We start from the raw sequence: 14,001 nt of genomic DNA, 5'->3' as shown, positions 1-14,001 counted from the left end.
ACGCGATGGAGAGACATGAACGCCCAGTCTGAGCCCGGCCACGGCCACTCGCCCGCCGCCTGGACGGCCGTCACGATCATGCTCGTCGGCTTCACGATCGGCACGATCGCGTTCTTCTTCTCGGTCGCCTGGGTGGTCTGGGCGAGCGCCGGCGTTGTGCTGCTCGGTTGGATCATCGGCGGCGTCATGGCGAAGGCGGGCTACGGCGTGCAGGGCCCGCGCTACATGCCGAAGGCGCACTCCTAAGTGCTCGATGGTCTCGTCGCCGGCGCGCGTGACGACGCGGCTCGGCGGAGACAGTCGCGTTCGCTGAGCGACGTCGAGGCAGCGGCGGTCGCCGCGCCTCCCGCCCTCGACGCGTGCGCGGCGCTCCAGCGCGGCGAGCGCATCAAGGTCATCGCGGAAGTGAAGCGCGCGAGCCCCTCGCGGGGCGCCCTCGCGGAGATTCCCGACCCGGCCGATCTCGCTCGCTCCTACGCGGCCGGCGGCGCCGCCGCGGTGAGCGTGCTCACGGAGGAGCGCCGGTTCGGGGGCAGCCTCGACGATCTCTCCGCGGTGCGCGCCGCGGTCGACATTCCGGTGCTGCGCAAAGACTTCATCGCCGAGCCGTACCAAGTACTCGAGGCCCGCGCCGCCGGTGCCGATCTCGTGCTGCTCATCGTGGCCGCGCTCGACGACGCGACGCTCGCCCGGCTGCACGCACTCGTGCTCGAGCTCGGCATGACGCCGCTCGTGGAGACCCACGATGCCGAGGAGGTGCGGCGCGCGGTCGCGCTCGGAGCCTCCGTCATCGGCGTCAACGCGCGCGACCTCAGCACCTTCGAGCTCGATCGCGATCTGTTCGGGCGGCTCGCGCCGAGCATCCCCGACGGAACGGTGCGCATCGCCGAGTCGGCGGTCAGCGGTGTCGCAGACGTCGAGCACTACCGTCGTGCGGGGGCCGATGTGGTCCTCGTGGGCGAAGCCCTGGTCACCGGCGGCGACCCTGTCGCCACCCTCCACGAATTCTTGGCGGTCACATGAGTCTGCGCGAACAGGTCGGCCCGTACTTCGGCTCCTTCGGAGGGCGCTTCGTGCCCGAATCGCTCATCGCGGCGCTCGACGAGCTCGATGAGGCCTATCAGGCCGCGCGCGTGGACCCCTCCTTCGCCGCCGAGCTCGCCGAGCTGCACCGCAGCTACACGGGCCGACCCTCGATCGTCACCGAGGCGCGACGGTTCGCCGAGCACGCCGGTGGGTCGCGCATCCTGCTCAAGCGCGAAGATCTCAACCACACCGGCAGCCACAAGATCAACAACGTGCTCGGCCAGGCGCTCCTCGCGAAGCGGCTCGGCAAGACGCGCATCATCGCCGAGACGGGCGCGGGTCAGCACGGCGTGGCGAGCGCGACCGCGGCCGCTCTCTTCGGTCTCGAGTGCGTCGTCTACATGGGCGAGGTGGACACCGAGCGTCAGGCGCTCAATGTTGCGCGCATGAACCTGCTCGGGGCCACCGTCGTGCCGGTCACCGTCGGCTCGCGCACTCTCAAGGACGCCATCAACGAGGCCCTGCGCGACTGGGTCGCGAACGTCGACACGACGCACTACCTCCTGGGCACGGTCGCGGGCCCGCATCCGTTCCCGACCATGGTGCGCGACTTCCACGCCGTCATCGGCACGGAGGCGCGCGAGCAGGTGCTCGAGCTCACCGGCCGCCTGCCCGACGCCGTCGTGGCGTGCGTGGGCGGCGGCAGCAATGCGATGGGCATCTTCCACGCCTTCCTCGACGATGCGGAGGTGCGGCTCGTCGGCAGCGAGGCCGCCGGTGACGGCGTCGACACGCTGCACCACGCCGCGACGATCAGCCGCGGCCGACCCGGTGTGCTGCACGGCGCACGCAGCCTCATGCTGCAGGACGAAGACGGCCAGACGATGGAGTCGCACTCGATCTCCGCGGGCCTCGACTATCCGGGAGTCGGCCCCGAGCACGCCTGGCTTGCCGAGATCGGGCGCGCCGAGTACCACGGTGTCACCGATGCCGAAGCCATGGATGCTCTGCGCCTGCTGAGCCGCACCGAGGGCATCATCCCCGCCATCGAGACGGCGCACGCTCTGCACGGCGCTCTCCTCCTGGGCCGCGAGCTCGGGCCAGACGGCACGGTGCTCGTCTCCCTCAGCGGCCGGGGCGACAAAGACATGGAGACCGCGGCGCGGTACTTCGGGCTTCTCGACGCGGCCGCGGCGGGGGAGGACTCGTGACCGCGAGCACCGTCGAGGCGACGATCGCTTCCCGGGTCGACGCCGGTTCGGGCGCCCTCATCGGCTACCTCCCGGTCGGTTTTCCCGATCTCGACACGAGCGTCGAGGCGGCTGTGGCGCTCGTCGAGAACGGCGTCGACATCATCGAGCTGGGGCTCCCGTACAGCGACCCCGTGATGGACGGCCTCGCGATCCAGGCTGCGACGCAGGCCGCGCTCGAGCGGGGCTTCCGGCTGCGGGACGGCTTCACGGCGCTCGAGCGCATCCGTTCGCGCGTTGACGCTCCCGTGCTCGTCATGACCTACTGGAACCCGGTCGTGCAGTACGGCGTCGAGCGCTTCGCGAGTGCCTTGCGCGACGCGGGCGGTGCGGGGCTCATCACCCCCGACCTCATCCCCGATGAGGCCGGGGAATGGCTCGCGGTCTCCGAAGAGTTCGGTCTCGACCGGGTGTTCCTCGCCGCGCCCTCGTCGAGCGCTGCCAGGCTCCAGAGGGCGGTGGAGGTGAGCCGCGGCTTCGTCTACGCGGTCTCCACGATGGGCATCACGGGAGCGCGCGCCGACGTCGACGCTGCGGCACGAGGCGTCGTCTCGAGGCTGCGAGACGCGGGCTCGACCTCGGCGTGCGTCGGGCTCGGCATCTCCACGGCCGAGCAGGTGCGCGACGTGCTCGAGTACGCGGACGGTGCGATCGTCGGATCCCGGCTCGTCACCGCACTCGCCGAGGGTGGCGTGAGTGCCGTCGCGAGCGCGGCGGCCGAACTCGCTGCGGGCACCGCCTGACCCCCGAGCCGCACCCGTCGCCGCTAGGCTGATCGAGCCCTCCGGCCAGAAAGGTACCCCCTCACCGTGACCCTCCCCATGAGCATTCCGAGCCCCGATCCCGAGTGGCAGGTCTTCAATCTCGGGCAATGGTTGCGCGACCTGGGTCTGAGCTGGTTCAGCTTCGACCTCAACATCTACGCCTACGCGCTGTGCATCCTCGCGGGCATCATCGCGGCCGTGCTGCTCACGCACTACCGGCTCACGCGCCGCGGCGCTGAGCCGTGGATCGTGCTCGACATCGCGCTCTTCGCGGTGCCCTTCGGCATCATCGGCGGTCGCGTCTACCACGTGCTCACCCACCCCAACGACTACTTCTTCGAGGGCGCCGACCTCTTCGCCACTCTGCGCATCTGGGAGGGCGGCATGGCGATCTTCGGCGCCCTTCTCGGTGGTGCGATCGGCGCATGGATCGGCTGTCGCGTGACGGGTGTTCGGTTCACGGCCTTCGCCGACGCCCTCGCGCCGGGTCTCCTGCTCGCGCAGGCCTTCGGCCGCCTGGGCAACTGGTTCAACCAGGAGCTCTTCGGTCTCCCGACCAATGCTCCGTGGGGTCTCGAGATCGACCGACCCAATGCGGCGATCCCGATCGGTCTCCCCGACGACACCCTCTTCCACCCGACGTTCCTCTACGAGATCATCTGGAACCTCGCCGGTGTAGCCGTGCTCCTCCTGCTCGACGCGCGCTTGCGCGTCCAGTGGGGCAAGCTGCTCGGCGCCTATCTCATCTGGTACGGGGTCGGCCGCAGCGTCTTCGAGACGATCCGTCTCGACCCCAGTGAGCTCTTCTTGGGCGTGCGCGTCAACGTGTGGGCGGCCTGGGGTGCGGTGCTGCTCGGTCTCATCATCGTGCTCGTGCAGAGGCGTCGCCACACGGGCGACGAGCCCTCGGTCTACCAGCCTGGCCGGGAGTGGGATCCGAGCGCTGGGGTAGACTCTGACGACGTGTACTCCGACTCGGACGACGACGGCAACGACGCTGCGGAGTCCGGTGCACGCGCCGGGTCTTCCTCCGCCACAAGCGGGGCCGGCGCCACACCATAGCGCCGCGGTCGCCACCCTCGACCATTCGACGGGGTCGACGAATCCCTGCCGCGCGACCAGTTCATCATCGGGCCAGCGACGTCCCGTACGCCTCCAGTCTCACCGTGAGGACGGTTCTTCCATGGCTTCAGCCTCTCCCTATCAGCGGTTCTCCACCGTGCCCGCCGCGCAGGGCCTGTACGACCCTGCGCGCGAGCACGATGCGTGCGGCCTCGCGATGGTCGCCACCCTCCGGGGCACGGCGGGTCATGACATCATCCAGGCGGCACTGGACGCTCTGCGCAACCTCGAGCACCGCGGCGCGATCGGCTCCGATGCCGGCACGGGCGACGGTGCGGGCATCCTCACGCAGATTCCCGATGAGTTCCTGCGTGCGGTGACGGCCTTCGCCCTACCGCCCGTGGGGGCGTACGCCGTCGGCATGGCCTTCCTGCCCACCGACGACGACGAGCGGGCGACCGAGAAGAGCGAGATCGAGCGCATCGCCGGCGAGGAGGACCTCGAGGTCGTCGGCTGGCGCGAGGTGCCCATCGACCCCGACAACATCGGCAACCTGGCGCGCGCGGCGATGCCGACCTTCGAGCAACTCTTCGTGCGGTCCCGCCGTCACGACGCCGAGGGCGAGGCGCTCGTCGGCATCGCTCTCGACCGCCAGACCTTCCGTCTGCGCAAGCGCGCCGAGCGCGAGCTCGGGTCGTACTTCCCCTCGCTCTCGAGCCGCACACTCGTCTACAAGGGCATGGTCACGACGCTCCAGCTCGAGCCGTTCTACCCCGACCTGAGCGACGAGCGCTTCGCGTCGAAGCTCGCTCTCGTGCACTCGCGCTACTCGACGAACACCTTCCCGTCGTGGCCGCTCGCGCAGCCGTTCCGCATGATGGCGCACAACGGCGAGATCAACACCGTGCAGGGCAACCGCAACTGGATGCGCGCCCGACAGTCTCAGCTCGAGAACGAGGTGTTCGGCGATCTGAGCGACGTGTTCCCGATCGTCACGCCCGGCGCGAGCGACTCGGCATCGTTCGACGAGGTCGTCGAGCTTCTCGAGCTCGGGGGCCGACCACTGCCTCACGCGATCATGATGATGGTGCCCGAGGCGTGGGAGAACCAGGTCGATATCGACCCCGACCTCCGAAGCTTCTACGAGTACCACGGCATGCTCATGGAGCCGTGGGACGGCCCTGCGGCGCTGACCTTCACCGACGGCGACCTCGTCGGCGCGACCCTCGACCGCAACGGGCTGCGTCCCGGGCGTTTTCTCGTCACCGAGGACGGCCTCGTCGTGCTCGCGAGCGAGATCGGCGTGCTCGACATCGATCCGGCCCGCGTCGTGCGCAAGGGCCGGCTGCGCCCTGGCCGGATGTTCCTCGTCGACACCGCCGAGGGCCGCATCATCGAGGACGACGAGATCAAGAGCGAGATCGCCGCATCCGGCCCGTGGGGCGAGTGGCTGGAGACCCAGCGCATCAACCTCAAGGATCTCCCGGAGCGGGAGCACATCGTGCACACCCCCGCCTCGATCGTGCGCCGCCAGCGCACCTTCGGCTACACGGAGGAGGAGGTGCGCGTTCTCCTCACCCCCATGGCGAGGACGGGTGCCGAGCCCCTCGGCGCCATGGGGTCCGACACTCCAATCGCCGTGCTCTCCGATCGTCCGCGGCTCATCTTCGACTACTTCACCCAGCAGTTCGCGCAGGTCACGAACCCACCCCTCGACTCGATCCGGGAAGAGGTCGTGACCTCGATGCGGCTCGGCCTCGGGCCGGAGCGCAACCTGCTCGCGGCCACACCCCGGCACGCGCGCCAGGTCGTCCTCGACTTCCCCGTGATCGACAATGACGAGCTCGCGAAGATCCAGCACATCGATCCGCGGCCGGGCAGCTCGCTCACCAAGACGATCCGCGGGCTCTACCGTGTGGATCGCGGCCCCAAGGCGCTCGAGAAGCGACTGGCGGCGGTGTGCGCCGAGGTCGACGAAGCGATCGACGACGGCGCGGAGTTCGTCGTGCTGAGCGATCGCGACTCGAACGCCGATCTCGCGCCGATCCCCTCCCTGCTGCTGCTCTCCGCGGTGCACCACCATCTCATCCGCTCCGAGAAGCGCATGCGCGTCGGCATCATCGTCGAGGCGGGAGACGTGCGCGAGGTGCACCACATCGCGCTCCTCATCGGCTTCGGCGCCTCCGCCGTCAACCCCTACCTCGCGATGGAGACTGTCGAGAACCTCGTGCGCTCCGGCATGATCACGGGCCTCACGCCCGAGGCGGCGGTGCGCAACGTCATCAAGGGCCTCGGCAAGGGCGTGCTCAAGATCATGTCCAAGATGGGCATCTCGACCGTGAGCTCCTACGCAGGCGCTCAGGCCTTCGAGGCGGTCGGTCTTGACCAGGACTTCGTCGACGAGTACTTCACGGGTACGACGAGCATCCTCGGCGGTGTCGGCATCGAGACGATCGCGCGCGAGAACGCCGCGCGCCACGCGCTCGCCTACCCGCCCAGCGTTCCGGTGAACCCGCACGAGCGGCTGCAGACCGGCGGCGAGTACCAGTGGCGCCGCGAGGGCCCGCCGCACCTCTTCGATCCCCAGACGGTCTTCCGACTGCAGCACGCGACCCGGTCCAAGCGCTACGACATCTTCCGCGAGTACACCCGGTCGGTCGACGAGCAGGCCGAGCGGCTCATGACGCTGCGCGGCATGTTCCGCCTCAAAACCGGGGAGCGTCCTCCGGTTCCGCTCGAGGAGGTCGAGTCCGTCGCGTCGATCGTGAAGCGCTTCACGACGGGAGCGATGAGCCTCGGTGCGATCAGCCCCGAGATGCACGAGACGCTCGCGATCGCGATGAACCGGCTCGGGGGTCGTTCGAACACGGGGGAGGGCGGCGAGTCGACCGAACGCCTGCTCGACCCGGAGCGACGCAGCGCCATCAAGCAGGTCGCCTCAGGCCGCTTCGGCGTCACGAGCATGTACCTCACGCACGCCGACGACATCCAGATCAAGATGGCCCAGGGTGCGAAGCCGGGGGAGGGCGGTCAGTTGCCCTCCAACAAGGTCTATCCGCTCATCGCGCGGCTGCGGCACGGAACTCCCGGTGTCGGGCTCATCTCGCCTCCGCCGCACCACGACATCTACTCCATCGAAGACCTCAAGCAGCTCATCTTCGACCTCAAGCGCTCCAACCCGTCCGCGCGCATCCACGTCAAGCTCGTGAGCCAGTCGGGCATCGGCGCGGTGGCGGCGGGAGTGGCGAAGGCCAAGGCCGATGTCATTCTGGTATCCGGTCACGACGGCGGCACGGGGGCGAGCCCGCTCAACTCGCTCAAGCACGCGGGGACGCCGTGGGAGCTCGGCCTCGCGGAGGCGCAGCAGACACTCATGCTCAACAACATGCGTGACCGCGTCACCGTGCAGGTCGACGGCCAGATGAAGACCGGCCGCGACGTCGTCATCGCCGCACTCCTCGGTGCCGAGGAGTTCGGCTTCGCGACGGCCCCCATGGTCGTCTCGGGCTGCATCCTCATGCGCGTGTGCCACCTGGACACGTGCCCGGTCGGGGTCGCGACGCAGAATCCCGTGCTGCGCGAGCGCTTCAGCGGTACGCCCGAGTTCGTCGTGAACTTCTTCGAGTTCCTCGCCGAGGAGGTGCGCGAGTACCTCGCCGAACTCGGTTTCCGCTCGCTCGACGAGGCGATCGGGCGCAGCGAGCTGCTCGACATCGATCGTGCCGTGCACCACTGGAAGGCCGACGGCCTCGATCTGCGCCCGATCCTGGAGGGGCCCGTCTTCGCCGAGGACGTGGCGCGCATCAAGACGGTCGAGCAGGACCACGAGATCGATGAGCACTTCGACAACGAGCTCATCCGTCTCAGCGGCGACGCCCTCGAGCACGGTGGCCCCGTGCGCATCGACCTGCCCGTGCGCAACACGGCCCGCGCCGTAGGCACGATGCTCGGCCACGAGGTCACCCTGCGGCACGGTGAAGAGGGGCTGGCAACCGACACGATCGACGTGACGCTCACGGGTTCCGCTGGGCAGAGCCTCGGCGCATTCCTCCCGCACGGCATCACCCTGCGGCTGTTCGGCGACAGCAACGACTATGTCGGCAAGGGGCTCTCGGGCGGCCGCGTCATCGTGCGCCCGCACCGCGAGAGCGTCTTCCACGCCGAGCGCAACGTCATCGCCGGCAACGTGATCGGCTACGGCGCGACGAGCGGCGAGATGTTCATCCGCGGCATCGTGGGCGAGCGGTTCCTCGTGCGCAACTCCGGGGCCACCGCCGTCGTGGAGGGTGTGGGCGACCACGCGCTCGAGTACATGACCGGCGGCACGGCGCTCATCCTCGGATCGACGGGCCGCAACCTGGGCGCGGGAATGTCGGGCGGGACGGCGTACGTGCTCGATCTTGTGACCGAGCGTGTCAATCGTGACGCGATCGAGTCGGGCGAGCTCACTCTGCGCCCGCTCACCGACGTCGAGCGGGAGGAGGTCACCGAGTTCCTCCGCCGGCACCGCGACGAGACCGAGTCGGCTCTCGCCGACCGACTGCTCGACGACCTCGACACGACCCTCGGTCGCATGACGACCGTCATGCCGCGCGACTTCGCAGCGGTGATCGAAACCCGCCGTACAGCGGCGGATGAAGGACTGGATCCGGACGGCGACGTCGTCTGGGAGAGGATTCTGGAGGTGACCGGTGGCTGACCCCCGCGGCTTTCTGAAGACGACCGAGCGTGAGCTGCCGCCGCGCCGGCCCGTGCCGATTCGACTCATGGACTGGAAAGAGGTCTACGAGCAGGGCGACCCCGCGCAGCTGCGCCGTCAGGCCGGCCGCTGCATGGACTGCGGTGTGCCGTTCTGCCATCAGGGGTGCCCCCTCGCGAACCTCATCCCCGAGTGGAACGACCTGACCTGGCGCGGTGAGGGCCGTCAGGCGATCGAGCGACTGCACGCGACCAACAACTTTCCGGAGTTCACCGGCAAGCTGTGCCCCGCACCGTGCGAGGCCTCGTGCGTGCTCGCGATCAACCAGCCTGCCGTGACGATCAAGCAGGTCGAGGCGTCCATCATCGAGAACGCGTGGAACAACGGCTGGGTGCAGCCGATCCCGCCTGAGCGCCTCACCGGCAAGACTGTCGCGGTCGTCGGGAGTGGTCCCGCGGGCCTCGCGGCCGCCCAGCAGCTCACTCGCGTGGGCCACACCGTCGCGGTCTTCGAGCGGGACGACCGCATCGGCGGCCTGCTGCGGTACGGCATCCCTGATTTCAAGATGGAGAAGCGCCATCTGGATGCCCGGCTCACGCAGATGCAGGCCGAGGGCACCCGGTTCCGCGCCGGGGTGACGATCGGCCGCGACATCACCTGGAGTGACCTGCGCGACCGCTACGACGCCGTGATCGTCGCCACGGGCGCTCCGCAGCCGCGCGACCTGCCCATCCCGGGGCGCGACGCTCTCGGCGTGCACTTCGCGATGGAGTACTTGACGCAGTCCAATCGGGTGCAGGCGGGCGACGCGGTCGACGACCAGATCACGGCCGAGGGCAAGCACGTCGTCGTCCTCGGCGGCGGCGACACCGGTGCTGATTGCATTGGCACCGCGCACCGCCAGGGTGCCCTGAGCGTCACCAACCTCGCGATCGGCGTGCAGCCGCCCGCGGAGCGCCCCGAGCACCAGCCGTGGCCCGTGCAGCCGACGCTCTTCGAGATGCAGAGCGCGCACGAGGAGGGCGGTGAGCGCCGCTACCTGGCCTCGACCGTCGAGTTCTTGCGCAACGACGCGGGCGAGGTGCGCGCGCTGCGCGTCGCCGAGACGGAGTTCGTCGACGGGCGCCGCGTGCCGAAGGCGGGCACCGAGCACGAGATCCCGGCCGACCTCGTGCTGCTGGCCCTCGGCTTCACGGGGGCCGAGCGCGACACGCTCGAGCCGCAGCTGTCCATCCCGTTCGAGGAGCACGGCACGGTGTCGCGCGCCGCCGACTACACGACCTCGGAGCCCGGCGTGTTCGTCGCGGGCGACGCAGGCCGCGGTGCCTCACTCATCGTGTGGGCGATCGCCGAGGGCCGTGCAGCGGCGGCCGAGGCCGATCGCTACCTGCAGGGCAGCAGCGAGCTGCCCGCGCCCGTGCGCGCCACCGACCAGCCGCTGCGCGTGTAGCGACGCACCCACCCTTTCGCACCTCCCTTCTCCACCCCACCACCACCACAGTGAAGGAAGCCATGAGACGAGCAAAGATCGTCGCCACCCTCGGGCCGGCGACGTCGAGCTACGAGAACATCCGAGCGATCATCGAAGCCGGCGTCGACGTCGCCCGTATGAACCTCAGCCACGGCACGTACGACGTGCACGAGGAGGTCTACGGCAACGTGCGCAAGGCCGCGGAGGACACGGGTCGCCCCGTCGCCATCCTCGTCGACCTGCAGGGCCCCAAGATCCGGCTCGGCAAGTTCTCCGATGGGCCGCACGAGCTCGCCGAGGGCGACATCTTCACGATCACGACCGAAGACGTCCTCGGCACGAAGGAGCAGTGCGGTACGACCTTCAAGGGCTTGCCGCAGGACGTCAAGCCGGGCGACTTCCTTCTCGTCGATGACGGCAAGGTCAAGCTGCGCGTGCTCGACACCGACGGAGTGCGCGTGCGTACCGAGGTCGTCGTTGCGGGCGCCGTGTCCAACAACAAGGGCATCAACCTGCCCGGCGTCGCCGTCAACGTTCCCGCGTTGTCGGAGAAGGACGAGGACGACCTGCGCTGGGGCCTGCGCCTCGGCGCCGACTACATCGCGCTCTCGTTCGTGCGCAACGCGAGCGACATCACACGCGTGCACGAGATCATGCGCGAGGAGGGCGTAACCCTTCCTGTCATCGCCAAGATCGAGAAGCCGCAGGCGGTCGACGCGCTCGAGGAGATCGTCGACGCCTTCGACGGCATCATGGTCGCGCGCGGGGACCTCGGGGTGGAGCTTCCGCTCGAGGCCGTGCCGATCGTACAAAAGCGCGCCGTCGAGCTCGCGCGCCGCATGGCGAAGCCCGTCATCGTCGCGACGCAGATGCTCGAGTCGATGATCAGCAGCCCGATCCCGACCCGCGCCGAGACGAGCGACGTCGCCAACGCAGTCCTCGACGGTGCCGACGCGGTCATGCTCAGTGGCGAGACGAGCGTGGGGGAGTTCCCCGTCATCACGGTCTCCACGATGGCGCGCATCGTGGCCGCGACCGAGGAGCACGGGCTCGAGCGCATCCCGCCGCTCGGCACGAAGCCCCGCACGCAGGGCGGCGCCATCACGCTCGCCGCCGCGGAGGTCGCAGAGTTCGTGGAGGCGAAGTACGTGTGCGTCTTCACCGAGGGCGGCGATTCGGCTCGTCGTATGTCGCGGCTGCGGTTCCGCATCCCGATGAAGGCGTTCACGCCGAACCCGCACGTGCAGCGGCGCATGTCGCTCACGTGGGGCATCGAGTCGTTCCTCGTCAAGAGCGTCACCCACACCGACGCCATGTACCGGCAGGTCGACGACGTGCTGCTCGGTCGCGGACTGGCCGAGACGGGCGACAAGGTCGTCGTGATCTCCGGCTCGCCTCCCGGGGTCTCGGGCGGCACCAACGACATCCGCGTGCACACCGTGGGCGACACCGTGGGCACCGAGCTGCCCGCGTGGATCTCGGGCGGCAGCGTCGAGTAGCACCCTCGGCGCCGCGTTGCCGATGTATGCTCGCGTTCATGACGGGGCGCGAGCAGAACTGGTGGGGACGCCGGATGCTCGGCGGTGGCCTCGCGGTGGCGGTGCTCGTCGTCGTTGCCGCGTGCACCGGGCCTGCGGAGCCCCGCGTGCCGACTGAGGCCGCGACGATGGCCCCGACCGAGTCCGCGGCTCCTGCGGCCGCTCCCCGCCCGACGCTCGACGGAGGCCAGGTCGTGGCCACGGGAACTCTCGCGGGCGATGTCGCCGGGACGGTCACGATCACTGCGACCGGTGATGACGGCTTCGGCGTGCGCATCGACGACCTCGAGACCGAGCTCGACGGCACGCTCTCGGCATACCTGAGCACGGAGCCCTTCGTGCCCGGCGAGTACTGCGCGTCGAGACGTGCGGGACTTCACGGATTCGGCGACTTCACGCCCGCGCCTACGTACTCCTTCGCCCTCGGGGGCTTCGGCCATGGAGACTCGTCGTGGCCTGACCCCGCGTACCTCGACGATGTCGTCCTGACGCGCTCAGGAGCACCCCTCGAGGACTGCTTCTACGCGGTCGCGGCTGTCGCACCGCTCACCTGGACGATGCCGGACATGCGACCGGGACTCGTCGTGACGGATGCCGGGTCTACCGGGGGAGCACGGGGCAACGTCGAGTTGTCGGACGGCGTTCCGATCGACTACGCGGTCGCGGACGACGATCGGCTGGCGGAGATCGCTGCACGCTTCGGGATCACCCTCGACGATCTTTTGTACCTCAACCCAGCGCGTCTCGTGCCGGGCGACGACCCCGCACTCGCCTATGTGGGCGAGGTACTCAACCTCGACCCTGCGAATCGCTAGTGATGCGTATCGGCTGTGGGATTCGAACCCCGCGACGCACAGCGTTGCGCAGAGCCGCACGGTCGTGTCGTGCGACTAGTGATGCGTACCGGCTGTGGGATTCGAACCCACACGCCCTCTCGGACAAAGCATTTTGAGTGCTCCGCGTCTACCATTCCGCCAAGCCGGCCCCGCCGCGTCGCAAGCGGCATGTTGACGATACCGTAGGCTCGTGATCGTGAGTGATCAGGAGCAGAGTACTTCAGCACCGCGACGCGTCGTCGTCGCCGAGGATGAGTCGCTCATCCGCATGGACATCGTCGAGATCCTTCGGGACAACGGCTTCGATGTGGTCGGTGAGGCGGGCGATGGCGAGACCGCGGTGGCTCTCGCGACGGAGCTGCGCCCCGACCTCGTCATCATGGACATCAGGATGCCCCAGCTCGACGGCATCGAGGCCGCGAAGCGTCTCAGCGAGAACCACATCGCCCCCGTCGTGCTGCTGACGGCATTCAGCCAGAAGGAGCTCGTCGAGCAGGCGAGCGAGGCGGGTGCTCTCGCCTACGTCGTGAAGCCGTTCACCCCCAACGACCTGCTGCCGGCGATCGAGATCGCGCTGAGCCGCTACCAGCAGATCCTGACGCTCGAGACCGAGGTCGCCGACCTCGTCGAGCGCTTCGAGACGCGCAAGCTCGTCGACCGCGCGAAGGGTCTCCTCAACGAGCGCATGGGCCTCAGCGAGCCGGAAGCGTTCCGCTGGATCCAGAAGGCCTCGATGGATCGCCGCACCACCATGCAGGCCGTCGCCCAGGCCGTCATCGAGCAGCTCGCGCCGAAGAAGGACGCCCCGGCCAAGAAGGCCGCGACCGAGCCCACCGACGACTGACCCGTCGAGGCCGCAGCTCGACGGAGCCTGAACCCGCCGGCGACCTAGCGGTCGCGCAGCAGGTTCGTCATGCGCACGGTCGACAGCCGGCGGCCCTCGTCGTCGGTGATGACGATCTCGTGCGTGCACAGCGTGCGCCCGAGCACGAGGGCCGTGCACGTTCCCGTGACCATGCCCTCGGTGACGGACCGGCTGTGCGTGGCGTTGATCTCGATGCCGACCGCGTAGCGCCCCGGCCCGGCGTGGATGGCTGAGGAGATCGAGCCGAGGCTCTCTCCGAGCACGACGTGGGCGCCCCCGTGCAGCAGACCGATGACCTGCGTATTGCCCGCGACGGGCATCCGCGCCAGGGAGCGCTCGGCCGACAGCTCGACGAAGTCGATCTCCATCTTCTGCGCGAGGGCTCCGCCGCGCGTGGTGACGAGGCGCTCCACGAGCTCCGGGTCGAGGTCGTCGGGCAGTCGGGTCATCGGGTTCCTCTCGAGGTGGGCGGCGAGCCGGGGCGGCGGTC

The 14,001-nt window shown here is 69.2% G+C and carries 11 protein-coding genes and 1 tRNA gene; 10 read left to right on the top strand and 2 right to left on the bottom strand.

Annotated features, from left to right (window positions below; genetic code table 11):
• Positions 1 to 15: 15 nt before the first annotated feature.
• The 9 genes from FK219_RS01625 to FK219_RS01585 all read left to right on the top strand — a co-directional run bounded on the left by FK219_RS01625 (position 16) and on the right by FK219_RS01585 (position 12,625).
• The gene (locus FK219_RS01625; protein WP_152582863.1) at positions 16 to 246 is read left to right on the top strand and encodes a DUF6704 family protein; all 231 of its coding nucleotides are present in this window, start codon (positions 16 to 18) and stop codon (positions 244 to 246) included.
• Positions 247 to 1,023, top strand: a complete 777-nt coding sequence (trpC, locus tag FK219_RS01620) for an indole-3-glycerol phosphate synthase TrpC (RefSeq protein WP_152582862.1) — start codon at positions 247 to 249, stop codon at positions 1,021 to 1,023. It abuts the gene before it with no gap.
• Positions 1,020 to 2,237, top strand: coding sequence for a tryptophan synthase subunit beta (trpB, locus tag FK219_RS13395; RefSeq protein WP_152582861.1), 1,218 nt, complete (start codon positions 1,020 to 1,022; stop codon positions 2,235 to 2,237). Before trpC ends, trpB begins: the two co-directional genes overlap by 4 nt.
• Positions 2,234 to 3,019, top strand: coding sequence for a tryptophan synthase subunit alpha (trpA, locus tag FK219_RS01610; protein ID WP_152582860.1), 786 nt, complete (start codon positions 2,234 to 2,236; stop codon positions 3,017 to 3,019). The genes trpB and trpA overlap by 4 nt, the downstream gene beginning before the upstream one ends.
• 78 nt (positions 3,020 to 3,097) lie before the next feature.
• Positions 3,098 to 4,102, top strand: a complete 1,005-nt coding sequence (gene lgt, locus FK219_RS01605; RefSeq protein WP_152582859.1) for a prolipoprotein diacylglyceryl transferase — start codon at positions 3,098 to 3,100, stop codon at positions 4,100 to 4,102.
• 121 nt (positions 4,103 to 4,223) lie between these two features.
• Positions 4,224 to 8,801 carry a glutamate synthase large subunit gene (gltB, locus tag FK219_RS01600; RefSeq protein ID WP_152582858.1) on the top strand — a complete coding sequence of 1,526 codons (4,578 nt, stop codon included), beginning with the start codon at positions 4,224 to 4,226 and terminating at the stop codon, positions 8,799 to 8,801.
• Positions 8,794 to 10,251 carry a glutamate synthase subunit beta gene (locus FK219_RS01595; RefSeq protein WP_152582857.1) on the top strand — a complete coding sequence of 486 codons (1,458 nt, stop codon included), beginning with the start codon at positions 8,794 to 8,796 and terminating at the stop codon, positions 10,249 to 10,251. Before gltB ends, FK219_RS01595 begins: the two co-directional genes overlap by 8 nt.
• Positions 10,252 to 10,313: 62 nt before the next feature.
• A complete protein-coding gene (pyk, locus tag FK219_RS01590) occupies positions 10,314 to 11,771 on the top strand; it encodes a pyruvate kinase (protein ID WP_152582856.1) in 1,458 nt (485 codons plus the stop codon).
• A gap of 38 nt (positions 11,772 to 11,809) precedes the next feature.
• Entirely contained in the window at positions 11,810 to 12,625 is an 816-nt protein-coding gene (locus FK219_RS01585; protein ID WP_152582855.1) for a LysM peptidoglycan-binding domain-containing protein, read from the top strand.
• Between the two features lie 86 nt (positions 12,626 to 12,711).
• On the opposite strand, the gene FK219_RS01580 is transcribed toward FK219_RS01585, so the two are convergent.
• A tRNA-Leu gene (locus tag FK219_RS01580) sits at positions 12,712 to 12,794 on the bottom strand.
• 48 nt (positions 12,795 to 12,842) lie between these two features.
• Between FK219_RS01580 and FK219_RS01575 the strand changes: the two genes are divergently transcribed.
• Positions 12,843 to 13,490, top strand: coding sequence for an ANTAR domain-containing response regulator (locus FK219_RS01575; protein ID WP_152582854.1), 648 nt, complete (start codon positions 12,843 to 12,845; stop codon positions 13,488 to 13,490).
• A 44-nt stretch (positions 13,491 to 13,534) separates the two neighbouring features.
• Here FK219_RS01575 and FK219_RS01570 read toward each other — a convergent pair whose 3' ends face one another.
• Positions 13,535 to 13,960, bottom strand: coding sequence for a hotdog fold thioesterase (locus tag FK219_RS01570; protein ID WP_152582853.1), 426 nt, complete (start codon positions 13,958 to 13,960; stop codon positions 13,535 to 13,537).
• Between the last annotated feature and the right edge of the window lie 41 nt (positions 13,961 to 14,001).

Origin of the sequence: Microcella pacifica (genome assembly GCF_009371975.2) — a bacterium.
Classification (GTDB): Bacteria; Actinomycetota; Actinomycetes; order Actinomycetales; family Microbacteriaceae; genus Microcella; species Microcella pacifica.
Note: the sequence above shows the minus strand (reverse complement) of the source record. Positions and strands in the feature narration are given on the sequence as shown.

Excerpts from the sequence above, each read along its gene's own strand:
- FK219_RS01625 (WP_152582863.1), top strand. The coding sequence starts at position 16 with ATGAACGCCCAGTCTGAGCCCGGCCACGGCCACTCGCCCGCCGCCTGG.
- trpB (WP_152582861.1), top strand. The coding sequence starts at position 1,020 with ATGAGTCTGCGCGAACAGGTCGGCCCGTACTTCGGCTCCTTCGGAGGG.
- lgt (WP_152582859.1), top strand. The coding sequence starts at position 3,098 with ATGAGCATTCCGAGCCCCGATCCCGAGTGGCAGGTCTTCAATCTCGGG.
- gltB (WP_152582858.1), top strand. The coding sequence starts at position 4,224 with ATGGCTTCAGCCTCTCCCTATCAGCGGTTCTCCACCGTGCCCGCCGCG.
- pyk (WP_152582856.1), top strand. The coding sequence starts at position 10,314 with ATGAGACGAGCAAAGATCGTCGCCACCCTCGGGCCGGCGACGTCGAGC.
- FK219_RS01585 (WP_152582855.1), top strand. The coding sequence starts at position 11,810 with ATGACGGGGCGCGAGCAGAACTGGTGGGGACGCCGGATGCTCGGCGGT.
- FK219_RS01570 (WP_152582853.1), bottom strand. The coding sequence starts at position 13,960 with ATGACCCGACTGCCCGACGACCTCGACCCGGAGCTCGTGGAGCGCCTC.